Origin of the sequence: Shouchella clausii (genome assembly GCF_002250115.1) — a bacterium.
In the GTDB taxonomy this organism is placed as follows: domain Bacteria; phylum Bacillota; class Bacilli; order Bacillales; family Bacillaceae_D; genus Shouchella; species Shouchella clausii.
In genome coordinates this window covers 3,112,248-3,129,361 of sequence record NZ_CP019985.1, presented here as the reverse complement: position 1 = coordinate 3,129,361, position 17,114 = coordinate 3,112,248, and the positions used below count along the sequence as shown (strand labels likewise).

20 protein-coding genes are annotated in these 17,114 nt (G+C 45.1%); 10 read left to right on the top strand and 10 right to left on the bottom strand.

The window, feature by feature from the left end; genetic code table 11:
- Positions 1–7: 7 nt before the first annotated feature.
- Positions 8–238 (bottom strand): excisionase family DNA-binding protein, encoded by a 231-nt coding sequence (locus tag BC8716_RS15005; RefSeq protein ID WP_094426954.1) that lies wholly within the window; start codon positions 236–238, stop codon positions 8–10.
- Between the two features lie 133 nt (positions 239–371).
- On the bottom strand, positions 372–1,022 hold the full coding sequence (gene trhA / locus BC8716_RS15000; RefSeq protein ID WP_094426951.1) for a PAQR family membrane homeostasis protein TrhA: 651 nt from the start codon (positions 1,020–1,022) through the stop codon (positions 372–374).
- Between the two features lie 80 nt (positions 1,023–1,102).
- Here trhA and BC8716_RS14995 point away from each other — a divergent pair, with 80 nt between their 5' ends.
- Positions 1,103–1,642 (top strand): HD domain-containing protein, encoded by a 540-nt coding sequence (locus tag BC8716_RS14995; RefSeq protein WP_094426949.1) that lies wholly within the window; start codon positions 1,103–1,105, stop codon positions 1,640–1,642.
- On the opposite strand, the gene BC8716_RS14990 is transcribed toward BC8716_RS14995, so the two are convergent.
- Positions 1,607–2,188: a TlpA family protein disulfide reductase gene (locus tag BC8716_RS14990; RefSeq protein WP_094426947.1), complete on the bottom strand. Its 582-nt coding sequence runs from the start codon at positions 2,186–2,188 to the stop codon at positions 1,607–1,609. The two genes, BC8716_RS14995 and BC8716_RS14990, sit on opposite strands and share 36 nt — an antisense overlap.
- 46 nt (positions 2,189–2,234) lie before the next feature.
- Here BC8716_RS14990 and BC8716_RS22340 point away from each other — a divergent pair, with 46 nt between their 5' ends.
- Together BC8716_RS22340 and trpS are read left to right on the top strand one after the other, a co-directional pair.
- Positions 2,235–2,396, top strand: coding sequence for a hypothetical protein (locus BC8716_RS22340; RefSeq protein WP_157730454.1), 162 nt, complete (start codon positions 2,235–2,237; stop codon positions 2,394–2,396).
- 148 nt (positions 2,397–2,544) lie between these two features.
- Positions 2,545–3,534, top strand: a complete 990-nt coding sequence (trpS, locus tag BC8716_RS14985; protein WP_094426945.1) for a tryptophan--tRNA ligase — start codon at positions 2,545–2,547, stop codon at positions 3,532–3,534.
- 98 nt (positions 3,535–3,632) lie between these two features.
- On the opposite strand, the gene BC8716_RS22830 is transcribed toward trpS, so the two are convergent.
- The 3 genes from BC8716_RS22830 to BC8716_RS14975 all read right to left on the bottom strand — a co-directional run bounded on the left by BC8716_RS22830 (position 3,633) and on the right by BC8716_RS14975 (position 5,495).
- On the bottom strand, positions 3,633–3,755 hold the full coding sequence (locus BC8716_RS22830) for a hypothetical protein (protein WP_255222685.1): 123 nt from the start codon (positions 3,753–3,755) through the stop codon (positions 3,633–3,635).
- 103 nt (positions 3,756–3,858) lie between these two features.
- Positions 3,859–4,605 (bottom strand): YjbA family protein, encoded by a 747-nt coding sequence (locus BC8716_RS14980; RefSeq protein ID WP_094426943.1) that lies wholly within the window; start codon positions 4,603–4,605, stop codon positions 3,859–3,861.
- Positions 4,606–4,679: 74 nt separating this feature from the next.
- The gene (locus tag BC8716_RS14975; protein WP_094426941.1) at positions 4,680–5,495 is read right to left on the bottom strand and encodes a DUF2268 domain-containing putative Zn-dependent protease; all 816 of its coding nucleotides are present in this window, start codon (positions 5,493–5,495) and stop codon (positions 4,680–4,682) included.
- 80 nt (positions 5,496–5,575) lie between these two features.
- Between BC8716_RS14975 and BC8716_RS14970 the strand changes: the two genes are divergently transcribed.
- Together BC8716_RS14970 and coaA are read left to right on the top strand one after the other, a co-directional pair.
- Positions 5,576–6,337: a GTP pyrophosphokinase gene (locus BC8716_RS14970; protein WP_094426939.1), complete on the top strand. Its 762-nt coding sequence runs from the start codon at positions 5,576–5,578 to the stop codon at positions 6,335–6,337.
- Between the two features lie 114 nt (positions 6,338–6,451).
- The gene (coaA, locus tag BC8716_RS14965) at positions 6,452–7,402 is read left to right on the top strand and encodes a type I pantothenate kinase (RefSeq protein ID WP_094426937.1); all 951 of its coding nucleotides are present in this window, start codon (positions 6,452–6,454) and stop codon (positions 7,400–7,402) included.
- Between the two features lie 69 nt (positions 7,403–7,471).
- On the opposite strand, the gene BC8716_RS14960 is transcribed toward coaA, so the two are convergent.
- Positions 7,472–8,233 (bottom strand): CAP domain-containing protein, encoded by a 762-nt coding sequence (locus tag BC8716_RS14960; RefSeq protein ID WP_094426935.1) that lies wholly within the window; start codon positions 8,231–8,233, stop codon positions 7,472–7,474.
- A gap of 407 nt (positions 8,234–8,640) precedes the next feature.
- On the opposite strand from BC8716_RS14960, the gene BC8716_RS14955 reads away from it, so the two are divergent.
- From BC8716_RS14955 to BC8716_RS14945, 3 genes are all read left to right on the top strand, one after another.
- Entirely contained in the window at positions 8,641–9,234 is a 594-nt protein-coding gene (locus BC8716_RS14955; protein ID WP_094426933.1) for a cell wall hydrolase, read from the top strand.
- Between the two features lie 238 nt (positions 9,235–9,472).
- On the top strand, positions 9,473–9,928 hold the full coding sequence (locus tag BC8716_RS14950) for a hypothetical protein (RefSeq protein WP_094426930.1): 456 nt from the start codon (positions 9,473–9,475) through the stop codon (positions 9,926–9,928).
- Positions 9,929–10,002: 74 nt separating this feature from the next.
- A complete protein-coding gene (locus BC8716_RS14945; RefSeq protein WP_094426928.1) occupies positions 10,003–12,099 on the top strand; it encodes a CBS domain-containing protein in 2,097 nt (698 codons plus the stop codon).
- Positions 12,100–12,231: 132 nt separating this feature from the next.
- Here BC8716_RS14945 and fabF read toward each other — a convergent pair whose 3' ends face one another.
- On the bottom strand, positions 12,232–13,473 hold the full coding sequence (gene fabF, locus BC8716_RS14940) for a beta-ketoacyl-ACP synthase II (protein ID WP_094426925.1): 1,242 nt from the start codon (positions 13,471–13,473) through the stop codon (positions 12,232–12,234).
- Between the two features lie 48 nt (positions 13,474–13,521).
- Positions 13,522–14,457: a beta-ketoacyl-ACP synthase III gene (locus tag BC8716_RS14935; RefSeq protein ID WP_094426923.1), complete on the bottom strand. Its 936-nt coding sequence runs from the start codon at positions 14,455–14,457 to the stop codon at positions 13,522–13,524.
- Between the two features lie 194 nt (positions 14,458–14,651).
- On the opposite strand from BC8716_RS14935, the gene BC8716_RS14930 reads away from it, so the two are divergent.
- The gene (locus BC8716_RS14930; protein ID WP_094426921.1) at positions 14,652–14,927 is read left to right on the top strand and encodes a hypothetical protein; all 276 of its coding nucleotides are present in this window, start codon (positions 14,652–14,654) and stop codon (positions 14,925–14,927) included.
- 203 nt (positions 14,928–15,130) lie between these two features.
- Here the strand turns inward: BC8716_RS14930 and BC8716_RS14925 are convergent, their stop codons facing one another.
- Entirely contained in the window at positions 15,131–15,313 is a 183-nt protein-coding gene (locus BC8716_RS14925; protein WP_094426919.1) for a ComZ family protein, read from the bottom strand.
- A 145-nt stretch (positions 15,314–15,458) separates the two neighbouring features.
- Between BC8716_RS14925 and BC8716_RS14920 the strand changes: the two genes are divergently transcribed.
- On the top strand, positions 15,459–17,066 hold the full coding sequence (locus tag BC8716_RS14920) for a peptide chain release factor 3 (RefSeq protein WP_094426917.1): 1,608 nt from the start codon (positions 15,459–15,461) through the stop codon (positions 17,064–17,066).
- Positions 17,067–17,114: the final 48 nt, after the last annotated feature.

Sequence of the window (17,114 nt, the reverse complement as noted above, 5' to 3'; positions counted from 1 at the left end):
TCATCCTTTAATCCTCATCATGGGCATCCCAATCATCTGGAATTGGCTCTTCTTCTTCTTTCATACATTGCCTTTGCCTTTTTTCGAGCTGTTCTTTAAGCTTTTCAAACTGTGTTTTGTTAAAAAGCCACATTTCTCCGTCATAAACGCCACGTATATTTCCAAGACGAGCTTGTTTCATTAAATAAGACTGAGTAACGCCAAGATAAGAAGCCAATTCTTGTAGCGAAATATACACAGCCTCTCTCCCTCCCTCGCCCAATAAAATATAACATCGTTCAGGCTTTCCCCTATCGGAAATTGACCCTTTTGCTTGCTACATACCCCGTTTACTCGAAGAAAAAACAATCTGGCAACTGCCCAGATCGTTTTTAAATGCCTACTGGCAAGATAAATAAAAATACAAGAAAGAAATGTGAGACAGAGCCTGCCAACACAAACAAATGCCAAATCGCATGGTGATACAAAAATCCACGCCAGACATAAAAAATCGTCCCAGCGGTATAAAAGATCCCACCAAGCACCAACAGCCATATGCCTCCACTAGGCAGGGTTGACATAATCGGACCCATTGCAAACACAGCAATCCAGCCCATTGCCACATACATGACCGTCGAAAGCACTAAAAACTTCTTAACGTAAAAGACTTTAAAGATAACGCCGACAACGGCAATACCCCAGACAATTCCAAATAATGTCCAGCCTAGTGCACCTCCGACTAAAATAAATAAAATCGGCGTGTACGTACCTGCGATAAACAAGTAAATAGCGGCGTGATCAAAAATTTCAAATACGTCTTTTGCCTTGCCTGGCTTAAAACTATGGACAAGTGTCGAAGATAAATATAGGAGCACCATACTTGTGCCATAAATCGTAAAACTAACGATATGCCAAGCAGTACCGTGCATGCTCGAGTAAACAATTAAAAGCACGAGCGCCAAGATGCTCAAAAGCGCACCGAAACCATGTGTGAGCGCATTGACCAGTTCTTCACGTCTCGAGAAAACGTGGGTATTTGCCAAATAACTTCCCCCTTTACAACGGTTGGCATTCATTATAGCATAGTTTATTAAAAAAATGTGTGGATGGAAGGAGAATGATGATGAGAGAAGTGACACTAGTTGCTCTTTACGACCACCACATCGCTCAAAAGTATTTGCAACGCTCTGGCATGGCTCATGCGATTCGCTGTGCTTACCACGCCTGCGCGTTAGCGGTGAATGAAAACGTCAACCCCGACTTGGCCGCAAAAGCAGCTTTTTTACACGACATTGGGCATTATACTTGGTACAAAAACGGCAAATGGGACTACTCGCTTTATAAAGCCTATGATATTCATGCCATTAAAGGCGCTGAACGTGCCCATAAATTATTAATCCGCCTTGGGGAACATCCCCGCCATGCGAAAGAAATCGCACTGGCCATTTTGCTCCATACAGACTCCTACTTGCCCAATGGAGAGCTTGCCCTCAGCCCGTTGCAAGCGGTGGTCGCAAAAGCGGATGAACTTGATGAAGAGCCAAAAGGCAGCCATCACTACCGGACGATTGAAGCAAAAACGGCACGGCAGTTGTTGACGGAGCTTGATAGCCAAATTGACGGTTTTTTACAAGTTGGCGCCGGCAACAGAAAATGGCGGTAGCTCGGTTAGCATCCCTTCATCCATCGCTCCGTTAATACGCCGGACAATTCTTCCTTCCCTATCGACAATAAGCGTCGTTGGTATACCGAAAATTTGATACTGTTTTTGGATGTCCCCCTCTTTATCTAATAGGGGGTCAAACGGCGCGTTAAAATGAGTTAAAAATGCCTTGACTTCTTGTGTGCTTGTCTCTTCGCTCGTCAAATTGACGGCGACAAAACGGTCGCCTTGCTGACTTAGTCGCTTTTCCGCTTCTACGATCAACGGCATTTCCTCTTGGCACGGATAACACCATGTCGCAAAAAAGTGGACCATTGTATACCGATGTGCCCCTTTTTTTGGATTGAATTCTCCAATGCCTCCAGATAAAGTCGGCAACGCAAAGGTAGGAGCTGCTTTCCCTTCATGGACCCCTTCTTCCATTGCATGTACAATGGCTTCCACGTGCCGAAAAATCGATTCTGTTTTAAAATGGAACCATCCTACTGCCACAATCGCTGCTACTAGGATGAAAAACAAGATGGACCGTCTGATGGAACGGATCATACCACTAAAACGCCCTTTCTTGGAAAATAATTAGGAGTGTCTTTCGATGAACAAGTATCAACTTTGCCAAGCTGTTGCCTGCCTCGCTTTATTGTTGTTCGTCTTTTTTTTGCAAGACGTCCCTTTTTCGCTTTTATGGTTTATCTTGCTCGTGGCACTCAACCTCGGCTTGCTACTATATAAACGTTTTCAAGGACGAACCCATTAACCCACCTGCCTTTGTAAAAAATAGGGTTCGTTCTAGTGTATGTCCCTCTTCCCCCTCTTTATGCATGGCCCTTGTTTAGATGGAAGAGTTGTGTTTGCTTGCATTTTGATTTACGATGGAGAAGAGTGACAAAACAGGAGTTGAACGTATGCAAACCGTTTTTTCTGGAATTCAACCGAGCGGCACGTTGACGCTTGGCAACTACTTAGGGGCATTGAAACACTTTGCCGACATGCAAAATGACTATGATTGCTACTTTTGTATTGTGGACCAGCATGCGATAACGGTACCACAAGAGCGTTTGAAACTGCGCGAAAACATCCGCAGCCTCGCCGCCCTTTACATTGCATCAGGGATCGATCCAAATAAGTCGACGTTGTTTATCCAGTCGGAAGTTCCAGCACATGCCCAGCTAGGCTGGATGATGCAGTGTGTTTCCTATATTGGCGAATTGGAACGCATGACCCAATTTAAAGACAAATCAAGCGGGAAAGAAGCCGTTTCAGCTGCGCTGTTAACGTATCCACCGCTTATGGCCGCAGACATTCTTCTTTATCAAACCGACATTGTGCCCGTTGGCGAAGACCAAAAGCAGCATTTGGAATTAACCCGCAATTTGGCGGAGCGCTTTAACGCCAAATACAATGATATTTTTACTGTTCCTGAAGTGCGCATCCCGAAAGTCGGTGCAAGAATTATGTCTTTAAATGACCCTCATAAAAAAATGAGCAAATCGAATCCAAATGCGAAAAGCTATATTTCCATGCTTGACGAGCCAAAGACGATTGCAAAGAAAATTAAAAGCGCCGTCACCGATTCAGAAGGTACGATTCGTTTCGATCGTGAAGAAAAGCCAGCGGTCTCTAACTTGCTTTCAATTTTTTCTCTTTGCTCTGGCAAATCGGTCACAGAGCTTGAACAACTGTATGAAGGCTCCGGCTACGGCCCTTTTAAAGCCGACCTTGCCGACGCAGTCATTGAAGCGCTGCAACCAGTGCAAACACGTTACTATGAATTGATTGATTCAGCCGAACTTGATGCGATATTGGACAAAGGTGCAGACAAAGCAAACCGCAAAGCACAAAAAACGCTCGTAAAAGCAGAGCGTGCGATGGGCTTAGGCAGAAAGAGAAGATAACCTTATTCGATATAAAACATAAAGCAGTTTATGCTGAACGTAAAAACGACGTAGCGGTGTGCTACGTCGTTTCCGTTTAAATGATGATTTTTCGTTTCTTAATAGCCATTCGTTTTCTTGTATACTTTCCCAACAAAAAAGGAAAGTCCGAGCGTGCCGACTAACAAAACTACCGTTAAAATTTTCATAATTAAGTACGCGAATGAGTCCATTGTCTCCATCAATCCGTGCCTCCTTTTGTCGCTTCCATTATAAAAGAAAGCGCATACGATGTAAATAGAAAACAACGCGTTAAAGCAGGCCCCTTGCTTTAACGCGCTAACGTTACTTTACCCGCTCTGGATGCTCCAACTCCCATAATTTCTCGAAAAAGGAATGGCCTTTAACCATCGCTTCACATAGTTTATAATGGCGTTGGCTCCAACCTACACGAACGCCGCTCAGCAATTGTTCCCACACTTCTGTACGGCCTTTTTGCTGAAGTTTTTTGTATGTCAGAGGGTCCCACTCAGTACACCAATACTTTATTTCCGCATCTGAGCCTGTTGTCTGCAATTGGTCAAGCACCATCAGCAACAGTTGCTTCAGCTGCCTTTCCTTGCGGGTCAGTCCTGCTAACTCGGCAGGACTCGGGGAAAGCAAATGGTATTCTTTTGCAGGCAGAGGGATTTCTAATTGAAAATAAGGAACGTCTTGTTCAGTTAATGTCTCAAACACTACTTGTTCTTGGCGTGGCGTTAACCGGCTCTTTCTAATTGGCGTTTTGTATCCCATTGTGTCTACTGCAATAATCCGTTTCCCATCAGTAGCAATAAAACAATAATCGAGTTGGATGCGTGACATGTTTTTGCGCAAATAGCTCTTTTGAAACACTTCTTTGAGCAATTCCGTTGGCAAATCAAGAAGCTGGTCCTCTATGTAATCCATTAGCTTCTCGTCCACTTTCAACAATTTTACTTGGTCAAGCACTTCTATGCGGTCTTCACTTCTCCACTCATGGAACGGGCACACATTGTATCCATTCTCCTCACCTTCAAACCAATTTACCCATACATCTCTGATCATGACCATCTGAATCGATCCTCCTCACTAGTATGCTCTTTGGAGTCAGTATGGTCACGACGGGCAAATCTTAAACACTTTTTTCATGTTTCCCTGCCAATGCGCAGCACTGACTCAGCATCCTCATCCAGAAACGCTAACGTGTCTTTACTAGAACGTTCAGCCGCTGCTTTGCAAAGTTTGAAACCGTAATAATAGCCTAGCATAGCCGGAATGCCTGCCCGGTCGTCGCCATAGAGAAAGGGCTTGTAATGGCTTCTTCCTTTTCTCAATAAATTTGGCTCCAAATAGCGGACAAACCATTCTTCTTGCCAATGGCGGTCATACTTTTTCGTCCACGGTGCCACATATGCTTCGCCAACCTCTTCTATTACAGCCAATTCAGCAAGTCCTTCCATCACCATTGATTCTAATAACGTAATAGACGACTCTGTTTCCTGTGTGCGCCATAATCGGCAAACATGATGGTATTCATGGGTGACTAATGCTTTTAAGTCCTTTTCTTCAATGTCGCCTGAAATGAAAAGAACGATGCCGTCAGGGAAGCCAAGCCCCATTTTCCCTCCTAGTTCTGCCTGAAGACGTTTATGTTCTTCATTTGTTGGCAACAAGAAAACGGGCACATTTGGCCCCTGCCATTTTTGTTTCAACGCATTAAATTGTTCGCCAGCTACCGTCCAGCAGTTTGAGTGCAAAAATCGCCTTAAGCGGCTTTTCCTCGTTTTGGGCAAAAATAAACCGATTTTTTGCAAATAAGTGGCCAGTTGCTGATCTGTCGAATAAGCGAAAAGGGATTGAAGTGGCTGGATAAATAGTTGCCTATACCTTGCTTGGACAGATTGCTCCTCGTAATGGTCCACATATAGCTCAATCCATCTGTTTGTCTTGACGATTCCCACACTCTCACATCCTTCAAAACAGAGTTACACTTGACTTTGCTTAGCGCCAAATCCAAAATGAAAGGCAGAGGTGACTGACAATGAATGATCCTTTGCTTACTTTCGAAAAAGCAAAACAGCTAAAACAACAATTAACGGAATTTATGATGATGTATAAATTTGCTTTAGACGAAATGGAAACAAGAATTTCCATTTTGCAAGAGGAATTCGAACTAATGCATGATTATAGTCCAATTGAACATGTCAAAACACGATTGAAATCGCCGGAAAGCATTTTTGAAAAAGCGAGGCGCAAAAATATCCCTTTCCATTTGCATGTCTTAAAAAATTCCATTCAAGACATTGCTGGAATCCGCATTACTTGTTCGTTTCTCTCTGATATTTACCGGCTCGAGGAAATGTTGAGAAAACAAAGCGACATGCACGTAGTCACTGTAAAAGACTATATTAAAAAGCCCAAGGAAAATGGCTACCGTAGCCTCCATATGATTGTGAAAGTCCCTGTCTATACATCCGCGCGCAAAGAAGAAGTATTTGTAGAAATCCAAATCCGTACCATTGCGATGGATTTCTGGGCCAGCCTCGAACATAAGATCTTTTATAAATACAATCAAAATGTACCAAAACAGCTTATTTCAGAGTTAACTGAAGCCGCCCACTCAGCTGCTGCACTTGATGAAAAAATGGAACATATCCATCATGAAATGACTGCAGTCAAGCAAAAGCAAGCGGCACAGCCAGGCGAAAGCGAACAATTGCAATTAAACAGCCACACATTTGCCATTCCTCGAAAATTGCTAGAAAGCCTGCAAAACTTACCTGATGATTTGTCAGGCGTGTGAACAAATCTTTTCCTACATGTATACGTTCGCTCAAGTGTTCTATTCTTGATTATCCGTTTCAGCCGTGCTACGCTTCATCTATTGAAGTAAGCTCAACCCGCAAAGGAGATCCTTATGACAACGGATGAATTAACAAAAAGCTTAGAGGCTTTTACCCACTTCACTCGTGCAGAATGGGCACAGCTAAATGACGGGCATAGCGCTCCTCTCACGGAAAAAGAGCGGAAAAACCTCGAAGGTATTTATGAAACGATATCTGAGGCAGAAGTGAACGATGTATACATGCCTTTATCTGAATTACTTTATAAACGAATGGTCCATAATGTTAGGCTTCATGACGATTTAAACCGCTTTTTAAAACGGGAACGGAAGCGGGTGCCATTTGTCATTGGCATAGCCGGGAGCGTTGCCGTCGGAAAAAGCACAACCGCAAGGCTCATTCAAGCATTGGCCTCAAGGTGGCCTGGCTCCCCGAAAGTGGAGCTTGTCACAACAGACGGCTTTCTATATCCAAATGAAGTGCTGGAAGAACGAGGCCTCATGAAACGGAAAGGCTTTCCAGAAAGTTACGATATCCGCAGCCTGCTTACTTTTTTGACAGACTTAAAAGCAGGCACGCCTGTCGTAAAAGCACCTATGTATTCTCACTTGACTTATAACATTGAAAAAAATCACATCCAAACGTTGATAGAACCGGATGTCGTCATTGTCGAAGGCATTAATGTTCTACAAGTAAACCGAAAAGGCAAGCGCATGCCCCATGTGTTTGTCTCTGATTTTTTTGATTTCAGCATTTATGTCGATGCAGATGAAAAAAACATATTATCTTGGTATATCGAGCGCTTTCAACTGCTCCGTAACACAGCATTCCAAAAGCCCGAGTCGTATTTTCACCGCTACCGCGACTTAACGGATGAAGAAGCGGTTGCAATGGCGGAATCGATTTGGCATACCATTAATGGCGTTAATTTAGAAAAAAACATTAAGCCAACACGCCTTCGCGCAGATTTGATCTTAACAAAAGGCGCTCATCACCGCGTTGAGCAAGTCCAATTGCGGAAATAAACGCCTTATGCTAACTTGCTGAAACAAAAAACTCCGCTGCTTTTTAGCCGCGGAGTTTTTTTTGGGTTGTTACCCTTTAAACAATTGCACAAACATTTTGCCGTAAGGACCGCCGTCAACTACGCCAATGCCTACTTCTGTGTAGTTGCTGTTCAAAATGTTTTCACGGTGTCCTTGTGAATTCATAAGAGCATTGTGTGCTGCGTCTACTGTTTGGTTTCCAGCTAAGTTTTCGCCAGCTGTATTATAAGAAATACCAAACTGCTTCATCATGTCAAACGGAGAACCGTACGTAGGTGAATTATGGTCAAAATAGTTGTTGTCGATCATGTCTTGCGCTTTGACACGAGCTACTTCTGTTAGCTTTTGATCGACTTTTAGAGGTTGAAGACCTGCTTTTTCGCGCTCTTGGTTAACAAGGTCAACCATTTGCTGTTCTTCTTGAGTCACATCACCAGATGCATCGCTTTCCTCTTGTTGTGGCTCTTCCTCTACCGTTTCTTGTTCTTCAGGTGTGTTGGTTGGCTCTCCTGCTTCTACTTCTGGTGCCTCAGGCTGTGCTTCTTCCTCAGGAGCAGGCGCTGGCGCTTCTTCCTTATTGATAAGATCAGTAACAAAATCTAAATCTTCCAAATTTACATTCGACCAATCGACGTTGCCAAATTGCTCTTTTAGCTCGTTTAGGTCGACTTTCACGCAATCACCGCTAGCTGTGTAGACGTAAGGCCCTTTCACTTGAACTTTATATTGGCCTGCAGCATCGGCTTGGTTAGAAAAGCCTGCTCCTACGATGGCAGCGGCTGCTAATGTAGAGATAACTAATTTCTTCATGAATATCCTCCTAATCGTTGCGTACTGTGTATTCGTATCCCTGTTCGCCAGATACACACACATCCTAGCATACAAAAAGAATCGGATTCTATGGTAAAAGATTCATATAGTGGCATCTTGAAACGTTTTGTAATAGAACAATTGGCCCGGCCATTAACGGCTTGATCGCCGCCATATCCCAAAAAAGCAACTGGAAATTCCCCTCAACTGTTACACAACTGTAAAACGAGGCTCTAATTGTAACCATTGCGTAACAAATTGCCTTCAGCGTTGCCACGATCACATTTGCTGCCTTCTTTGCGAAGCTTGGAAAACATTTTCAGCTCTTTTTTGATGAGAATCTGTTACAGTGTTAACGTGCAACCAATTTGCACACTAGATTCACTTGATAGGAGTTGTATAGGTTTATGATCAAAAAACTTATATTCCTCATTTTTGGCTCAATTGGATTGTCTTTTGCTGGCCTTGAACCAGCCGATGCAAAACAACTTACACACCCAGTTCAGCCAGGTGAGACCATATATATACTAAGCGAACGGTATGGCGTCCCAGAAGCAGCGATTATGAAAGTCAACGATCTTTCCGATTCTGCCATTGAAGCTGGCGAGACGCTAACGATCCCTGCAGCTGTTTCCGCTGCGGAGAGAGAGCTTTTAGCTAAACTAGTCAGCGCCGAGGCAAAAGGCGAACCGTATGCAGGGAAAGTCGCGGTAGCGACTGTCGTGCTAAACCGAGTTGACAATGAAAATTATCCAGATACTGTGCGCGATGTAATTTATGAAGTGACACCATCAGGCCATTATGCGTTTTCCCCTGTCTTGGATGGCGCCATTAACAATGAGCCTGATGACGAGTCAAGACGAGCCGTGACTGAAGCCCTAGCGTTCCGGGGCCAAGGTCAACAATCGCTTTATTTCTATAACCCGAAAACAGCCACAAGCGGTTGGGTAGCGACACGGGAGCAAACACTCGTTATCGGTGACCATATTTTTGCCAAGTAACGCCTAGACAATAAACGAATAAAAGAAACTTGTACAATGTCTAAGTTTCTTTTAGACAAACTCAGACTAATAGAAAGCGCTTGTCAGCCGAGGCGAACAACGAAGGATGTGCGAGCGTTTGACTACAGTTTGAAAGCTCATGCCATTTATGGTGGCATGGGCTTTTTTGCGCTTGCTGTGCTATCGTTGATTCAAATAGCGTATAACAGGGAATAACGGTTATAAAGGAGTGGTCTGTATGGAAAAAGGGCTTCGACTGGATCGTGTGACGGCTCTTGATATCAATAGAGGCGTCCAACCAAACTATGCCGCAGTGGTAGCACCGCTTAAGCGGGTCGCATCAACTGAAAAAACAACAAGCGATACGTCTGCAAATAGTCTGCTCGCTTACGGCCACGCGCTACGTTATACAAAAGCAACCAAAATGACGCACGTAGCTAAACAAGCAGAAGAGCGCGTGAGCGACTGGGTATTCTCTCTGTCTTGCCATTTTAAAACAGCTCGTTTTTATCATCGTCTAAACGATCAGTTAAGCAAACACGGGTTATTCACAAAAACAGCGTCAACGAGGAGACCGTTTCTTACTTCTGACGAGGCGGCCATTCTAGCCAACGCTTTCAAACAAGCTTCCCCACCAACAAACATAAACCTAATGGCCGGTGGAGAAGGGCTGGCCATGGATTACTTCTGTTAAAAAGCAGCGTCTTAGGCCGCTGCTTTTTTGGTATACTACTAGAGAAGAGAACAAAGCAAAAGGAGGCGGCTTATATGAAAGCGATTGTCAGCCTCAACAATCTTGATTTTCATGGCCTTGCTATTCTTGCGGCGGCCAAAAAATTTCATCCAGGTGCCATTGCTGTGCTCCCACCTATTTACCAACATGCTGTCAAACGATTTTTGGATGACTATAAAACTGATTTTTCCTTTCAGCACGATGGCGAGCTTTCATGGAACGAAGTAGATGAAATTGTATTTGTCGATTGGGAAGATGAAAAGCAGGAAAGCCTTTATCGCTCGTTGCCCGCTTCCGCTGCTAAGACGAATTTTTGGCGAACAATCAAAGCGACTAAAAGAGGAGTGCCGATCACTTTCCTCATTTATGAGATAAAACGAAAACAAATTCCGGTAACGGCTATAGAAGCCACGCTTTTTGCTCTAGGTTTATATAGCAGCACCAATCATTTAACGCTCCCTTCAACAACGGCTAGTGATGCCGATGCCTGTGCCTACTTACTTGAGAAAGGCGCTGATTTGCGCGTAGTCAACGACTATTTGCAACAGACGCCAATGGCTGAAAAAATCGCTTCTGTAATGAGTAAGCCTGTTGTAACTGTACAAGCATCCCAATTGGTTGATGAAGTGTGGCAAACGCTGCTTCGTTCAGGACATAGCGGTTTTCCCGTTGTCGATGAGACTGGGGCACTAGCAGGCGTTATTACGCGTATGGACCTCGCCAAGGCACGCCAGTTTGGCATGGGAGAAGCACAAGTCACCGAAGTGATGAGTGCGCCCATCACCACGCTTCGGGCAAACGATTCAATTGATGCCGCTTGTGCCCACCTTGCTTATAATCAGGTCGGCCGTCTCCCTGTTGTTGGCGACAACAACGAACCGATTGGCATTGTGACTCGAACAGACATCGTCCGTTTGCTTTACCCGAATAAGCATGCCGTTGCCCCTTCTGAGCTCGCGTCTTATTTTGGTAAGCAAACATTTTCCTTTTTGCAAAAGATTGGCGCTTTCGCCGACGAACTCCAAGTACCTGTCTATTTAGTTGGCGGCCTTGTGCGCGACTTTTTGTTGAAGCGCCCACACAAAGATATTGACTTGGTCATTGAAGGGGATGGAATTGCCTTTGCTAAGCAGCTGGCAACCGCATTTGGGGGGAGCGTGCGCAGCCATGAGTCGTTTGGCACTGCTACGTGGGTCAACGAACAAGAAATGGACATTGTGACGTGTAGAAAAGAGTTTTATTTGCAAAAAGGGGCATTGCCTACCGTCCGCCCGGCTTCGATTTACGAAGACCTAGCAAGGCGGGATTTCTCTATAAATGCGATGGCGATCCAAATCAATCGATCCTCGTTCGGGAACGTGCTCGATGTGTTTCAGGGAAAACAAGCGCTTATCGACAAACACATTCGCATTCTCCATCCACTCAGTTTCATAGAAGACCCGACCAGGCTTTTCCGCGCTGTCCGTTTTGGCCTGCGCCTAAACTTCAGCCTCTCCTTCGAGACACTGCACCAAGCAACTAAAACAGGTGCTGCTCTGCACCACATTAGTGCCAAACGCTTGCGGCAGGAGCTTGATTTGCTAGCTAATGAAGGCGTTCTGCTTGAAGGCTTTCGCCAATTGGCAGACCTCCATGTATGGACAACGTTGTTTGGTTCCCCTTTCTCCAAACGAGCCTGGCAGCATTTGGCCAACTTGCAGCAACATGGTTTGAATGATGGCATGTTCTTTTTGCTGGCTGGCGCTGTCGATTGCGATCGTCTTGACGTTGCAAGTCGTTACGCGCTAACCAAGCAAGAGAAACGCTTAACGGAGGAAGCAAGCTTGCCAATTTGGCAACAAATGTCGGCAACCTCCTCAATCGGAGAAGCGCATCGCGACTTAGCGCAAATTTCAAGCGAAATCGTTCGCTTTTATAGCGAGGCCGAATTTCCGCTCAGCCCGCTCTTACGTCGTTATGCCGAAAAACGTAGACAGCTTGAGCCACTTTTGACAGGGGCTGATTTGCTTAAAGCGGGTTACCGACCAGGGCCTTCGTTTTCACAATGGTTGCTCGAAATCGAATGCCTACAGCTTGACGGGCGTATTGATACAAAAGACCAAGCGCTAGCTTGGATTGCTGAAAAAACATAAACAAAGAGGCTGGTGATCACCAGCCTCTTTTTAGATTATAGACAAACGCTCGCATATGCTGCCGTTTGCCTCACTTCTATACGCATGAACCTATTTTCACTCGGCTTCACTCGACTGTCCAATCGGTGTTTGTTATTCAACCCATTTTTTAAATACGAGTGAGGCGTTGTGGCCGCCAAAGCCGAGTGAGTTGCTTAAAGCAACATGGACAGGTGCTTGTCTCGCTTCGTTAGGCACATAATCTAAGTCGCACTCAGGGTCTGGCGTTTCCAAGTTAATCGTTGGCGGGATGATGTCTTCGTCAATTGCTTTCACTGAGAAAATGGCTTCCACTGCTCCAGCCGCTCCAAGCAGGTGCCCTGTCATTGATTTCGTTGAACTTATTGCCAGTTTATAGGCGTGCTCGCCAAATACGGTTTTTATTGCCTTTGTTTCATAAGGATCATTTAGCTCTGTGCTTGTTCCATGGGCATTAATGTAGCTAACCTCTTCAGGAGCTAGACCGGCGTCGTCGATCGCTGCCTGCATGCTGCGCGCTCCTCCTTCACCTTCGGGAGCAGGACTGGTGACGTGGAAGGCGTCCCCTGTTGAGCCATAGCCGACAATTTCCGCATAAATGTGGGCACCTCTCGCTTTTGCAGACTCTAAGCTTTCCAAAATTAATATGCCTGCTCCTTCACCCATAACAAAGCCGCTGCGGTTGGCATCAAATGGCCTCGAAGCCGTTGCCGGGTCATCGCTTGTTGTAATGGCTTTAGCTGATGAGAAACCAGCCACAGCCATATTTGTAATAGGAGCTTCACTTCCACCTGTAATCATGACGTCAGCATTCCCTCGCTGTATCACTTTAAAAGCATCACCGATTGAATTTGTCCCTGATGCGCACGCCGTTACAGAGCACGAATTCGGGCCTTTTGCTCCTGTAAAGATCGACACTTGCCCGCTTGCCATATCTGGAATCATCATCGGCACGAAAAAGGGGCTAACGCGGCGTTGACCTTTTTCTAAAAAGATGCGGAATTGATTTTCATACGTTTCCATTCCGCCAATCCCTGAGCCAATCCAAACGCCAACGCGATCAGCATTTTCAGGTGTAATTTCTAGCCCAGCATCCGCTAATGCTTCTTTGGCTGAAACAACCGCAAACTGGGTAAAGCGATCCATTTTCCGAACTTCTTTGCGATCAATCGCAACAGTCGGATCAAAATCAGCAATTTCTGCTGCCACTTTCATTGGAAAAGCAGCTGCATCTATACGGGTCAAATAGCCAATGCCCGACTTTCCTGCTTTCGCCTGTTCCCAAGATGTTTTTGCATCGAGCCCGAGCGGTGTAACCGCCCCAAGGCCTGTTACAACTACACGTCGTTTTTCCACTTTGTATCGCTCCTTTTCTTTATCCTACTTTTCCATATCGGCCATGCGTTACCGGCCCCAGCGAATCGCCAATGAGCCCCATACTAGGCCTGCACCAAAGCCGACGAGCACAATGACGTCCCCGTCTTTGATTTTTCCTTGTTCGACTTCTTCCACTAGCGCAATCGGGATCGAAGCAGCCGAAGTGTTTCCGTATTTGTTTACATTTACGGACATTTTCTCTCGAGGCAGTTCTAAACGTTCACGAGAGGCTTCCATTATACGAATATTCGCTTGATGAGGAACAAGAAAGTCGACATCCTCTTTTCCTAAGCCCGCTTTGCTTAATACGCGCAAAGAAGCATCCCCCATTTGCCGAACAGCGAATTTGAACACTTCTCTGCCATTCATTTCAATAAAAGGGCCTTTTTTGTTAATGTGCATGCCGCCTGAACCGTCTGCGCCAAGATCAAAAGCGAGAATGCCTTTATCCTCTGCCACCGGGCCAATGACAGCGGCTCCAGCGCCATCGCCAAACAAAACGGCGGTATTACGGTCTTCCATATTCACAAATTTTGTAAGTTTTTCAACACCAACAACAAGCACATGCTTATAGGCGCTTGTTTCAATAAATTGTTGGGCGGTAGCCACACCATAAATAAAGCCTGCACAAGCTGCGCTAATATCCATTGCTGCTGCATTCTTTGCACCAAGGCGGTCTTGGATCATTGTCGAGACCGTTGGAAAAACCATGTCAGGCGTTACGGTCGCCACCAAAATTAAATCAATCTCTTCTGCTGAAAGCTTTGCAGCTTTTAGAGCGCTAAGCGCCGATTCATAAGCCATTTCGGATGTTTCCACACCTTCAGCAAAACGCCTTTCTTCAATCCCAGTACGGCTTTTAATCCATTCGTCAGATGTATCTAAGAACTTTTCTAGATCATGGTTTGTAACACGTTTTTCCGGTACATAACGACCGAGCCCTAAAATTCCTGCCTTTGGCATACGTCTACCCCTTCCTACTGTTAAAAGACGTGTTTTTAAAATTAGTACCTGATCCTAATATTAGCAACCATTTTTGTTGCTGTCCAGAACGTTTTTGTTTAAATGAGGGCGAGAACGGGCGCATGCCGTCTCACGATTACGGCGAATGGCTATACACTAATATAAAACGAAAGGAACAGAAGGAGGCGTCACATATGCGCAACAGCGATCAAGACTTCTTCTCAACAATGATGTTTGGCCCAAGGCCGCCAAGACAAAGCGAACCAGTCAAACAAGAAACAGAAGCAGAACTAGCGCCAGAAGCGACCGATGAAGGAAACAATACAAGTGAAGTAGACAATACAAGCCAGCTCGTCCAAGTCATTGCCCTCATTCAGGCAATCTCCCCTATTATTGAACAAGTCAAACCTGTCATTGGCGCAGCCAAAGAACTTTGGCAAAGCAAAAAAGAAACGAAAGATGGCGACTAGCTCATGTCCTTTTCATCCATCAATGCTTAACCCATTGGTGGATCATTTCTTCCATCCTTTCGTTTTCCCGAATCGAGCCTTCTCTGTTTCATCGTCGGGGTGACAGCAAGGGCGCAGCCGTTATCTCATCCTGCTTTGAAGTTCGCTCTGTCGTGCTTGTACACAAACCTGTGCCGTATTTTGCGTTTACCGGTTATCCTTTATCATTCCTGCTCGTTTAACCCAAGTTCATACGCTTCGTTCATCACATGAAGCAACAATGCTAGCAGCGGCTGCAGTTCATCCATTGTTACTTCTATGCCTTTGCCTTCTAGCAATTTCCGCGCTTCAGGTACATGCTTCATGGCGATTTCCATGAACTTCAAATTTCTTTCGTGCTGTTCCATTGAAATAACCCCTTTTTATGTATTCTCTTTTAAGATAACTGAACGGTTGCTCGATGGCAAGGATAGACCGATTTGCTTTTCGAAGATGAAAGCAGGGCTGTTTCTTGTTATAATGGAAAAATCGATTTGGAAATGAGGTTGATTCATGAACCCAGCATTAAAAGAAGAAATTTTAGCAAGGCGCACCTTTGCGATTATCTCCCACCCCGATGCCGGAAAAACAACATTAACTGAAAAATTGCTTCTTTTTGGCGGTGCCATACGTGAAGCAGGGACAGTGAAAGGGCGCAAAAATAGCAAACATGCAATGAGTGATTGGATGGAAATTGAAAAGCAGCGTGGCATCTCGGTTACAAGCTCTGTGCTTGAATTCCAGTACAACGGCTTTCATGTCAATATTTTGGATACGCCTGGCCACGAAGATTTTTCGGAAGATACGTACCGCACATTGACCGCAGCTGATTCTGCCGCGATGTTAATTGACGCTGCCAAAGGAGTTGAAGCACAGACAAAAAAGCTTTTTAAAGTCTGCCGCCTCCGCAATATTCCGATTTTCACGTTCATTAACAAACTTGACCGTCAAGGGCGCGACCCATTTGAATTAATGGAAGAACTAGAAAATCTACTTGGCATTCGTTCATACCCAATGGGCTGGCCGATTGGCATGGGCCAATCTTTTAAAGCTGTCTATGACCGTCACCAGCAAAAACTAGAATTATACAACCCTGCCAATCCAAAGGAGATCGATACGATTCAACTAAGCGGGCCAGACGATCCGAAGCTTGATGAGGCAATCGGCGATGAACAACTGGTCCGGCAGTTCCGGGAAGAGCTAGAACTCCTTGACGTCGCTGGTGATGAATATGACAAAGAACGGATTGACAAAGGCGAACTGACACCGGTGTTTTTCGGTTCAGCGATTTCAAGTTTTGGCGTACAAACATTTCTTGACCATTTTTTAAAGCTTTCTCCAGCTCCGGCTTCGCGGGAGAGCTCCATCGGTACGATTGATCCCCTTTCACGGGAACCTTTTTCCGGTTTTATTTTTAAAGTGCAAGCCAATATGAATGCTAAACACCGGGACCGCGTCGCTTTTTTGCGGATCACTTCTGGTACATTTAAACGGGGAATGAACGTCAAGCACGTCCGGACCAACAAACCGCTCAAACTTTCACAGCCAACACAATTTTTAGCACAAAACCGCAGCATTGTTGACGAGGCGTATGCTGGCGACATTATCGGTTTATTTGACCCAGGCACATTTCGAATCGGCGATACGCTTGTCGTCGGCGAACCGTTCGAGTTTAATGAAATGCCTCATTTCTCACCAGAGCACTTCGCAAGCATTACGGTGAAAGAAGCATTAAAGCACAAATCATATGAAAAAGGCTTGCAACAATTAACGGAAGAGGGCGCGATCCAGTTATTTAAAACTTATAAAAAGTACGTTGAACAACAAATTGTCGGCGTGGTCGGCGTGCTCCAATTTGAAGTGCTTGAACACCGTCTCCACGCTGAATACAATGTCGATATCCAGATGGAACGGTTGCCGTTTTCCTTTGCCCGTTGGATTAGCGGCGGCGAAGAAGAGATGAAACGATTTAAAGAGAAACAGCGCAACCTCGTCACCGATAGAGAAGGACGGATTGTTGCTTTGTTTGAAAATGAATTCCAAATGAGGACTGCACAAGAAAAATATCCAGGCCTCCATTTTTACGAAAACTCCTTTTACCAAGACAGCATGACCGAGTAAAACACGAAGAAACGGCAGTTGTGAAAAATGCAACTGCCGTTTTTTTGG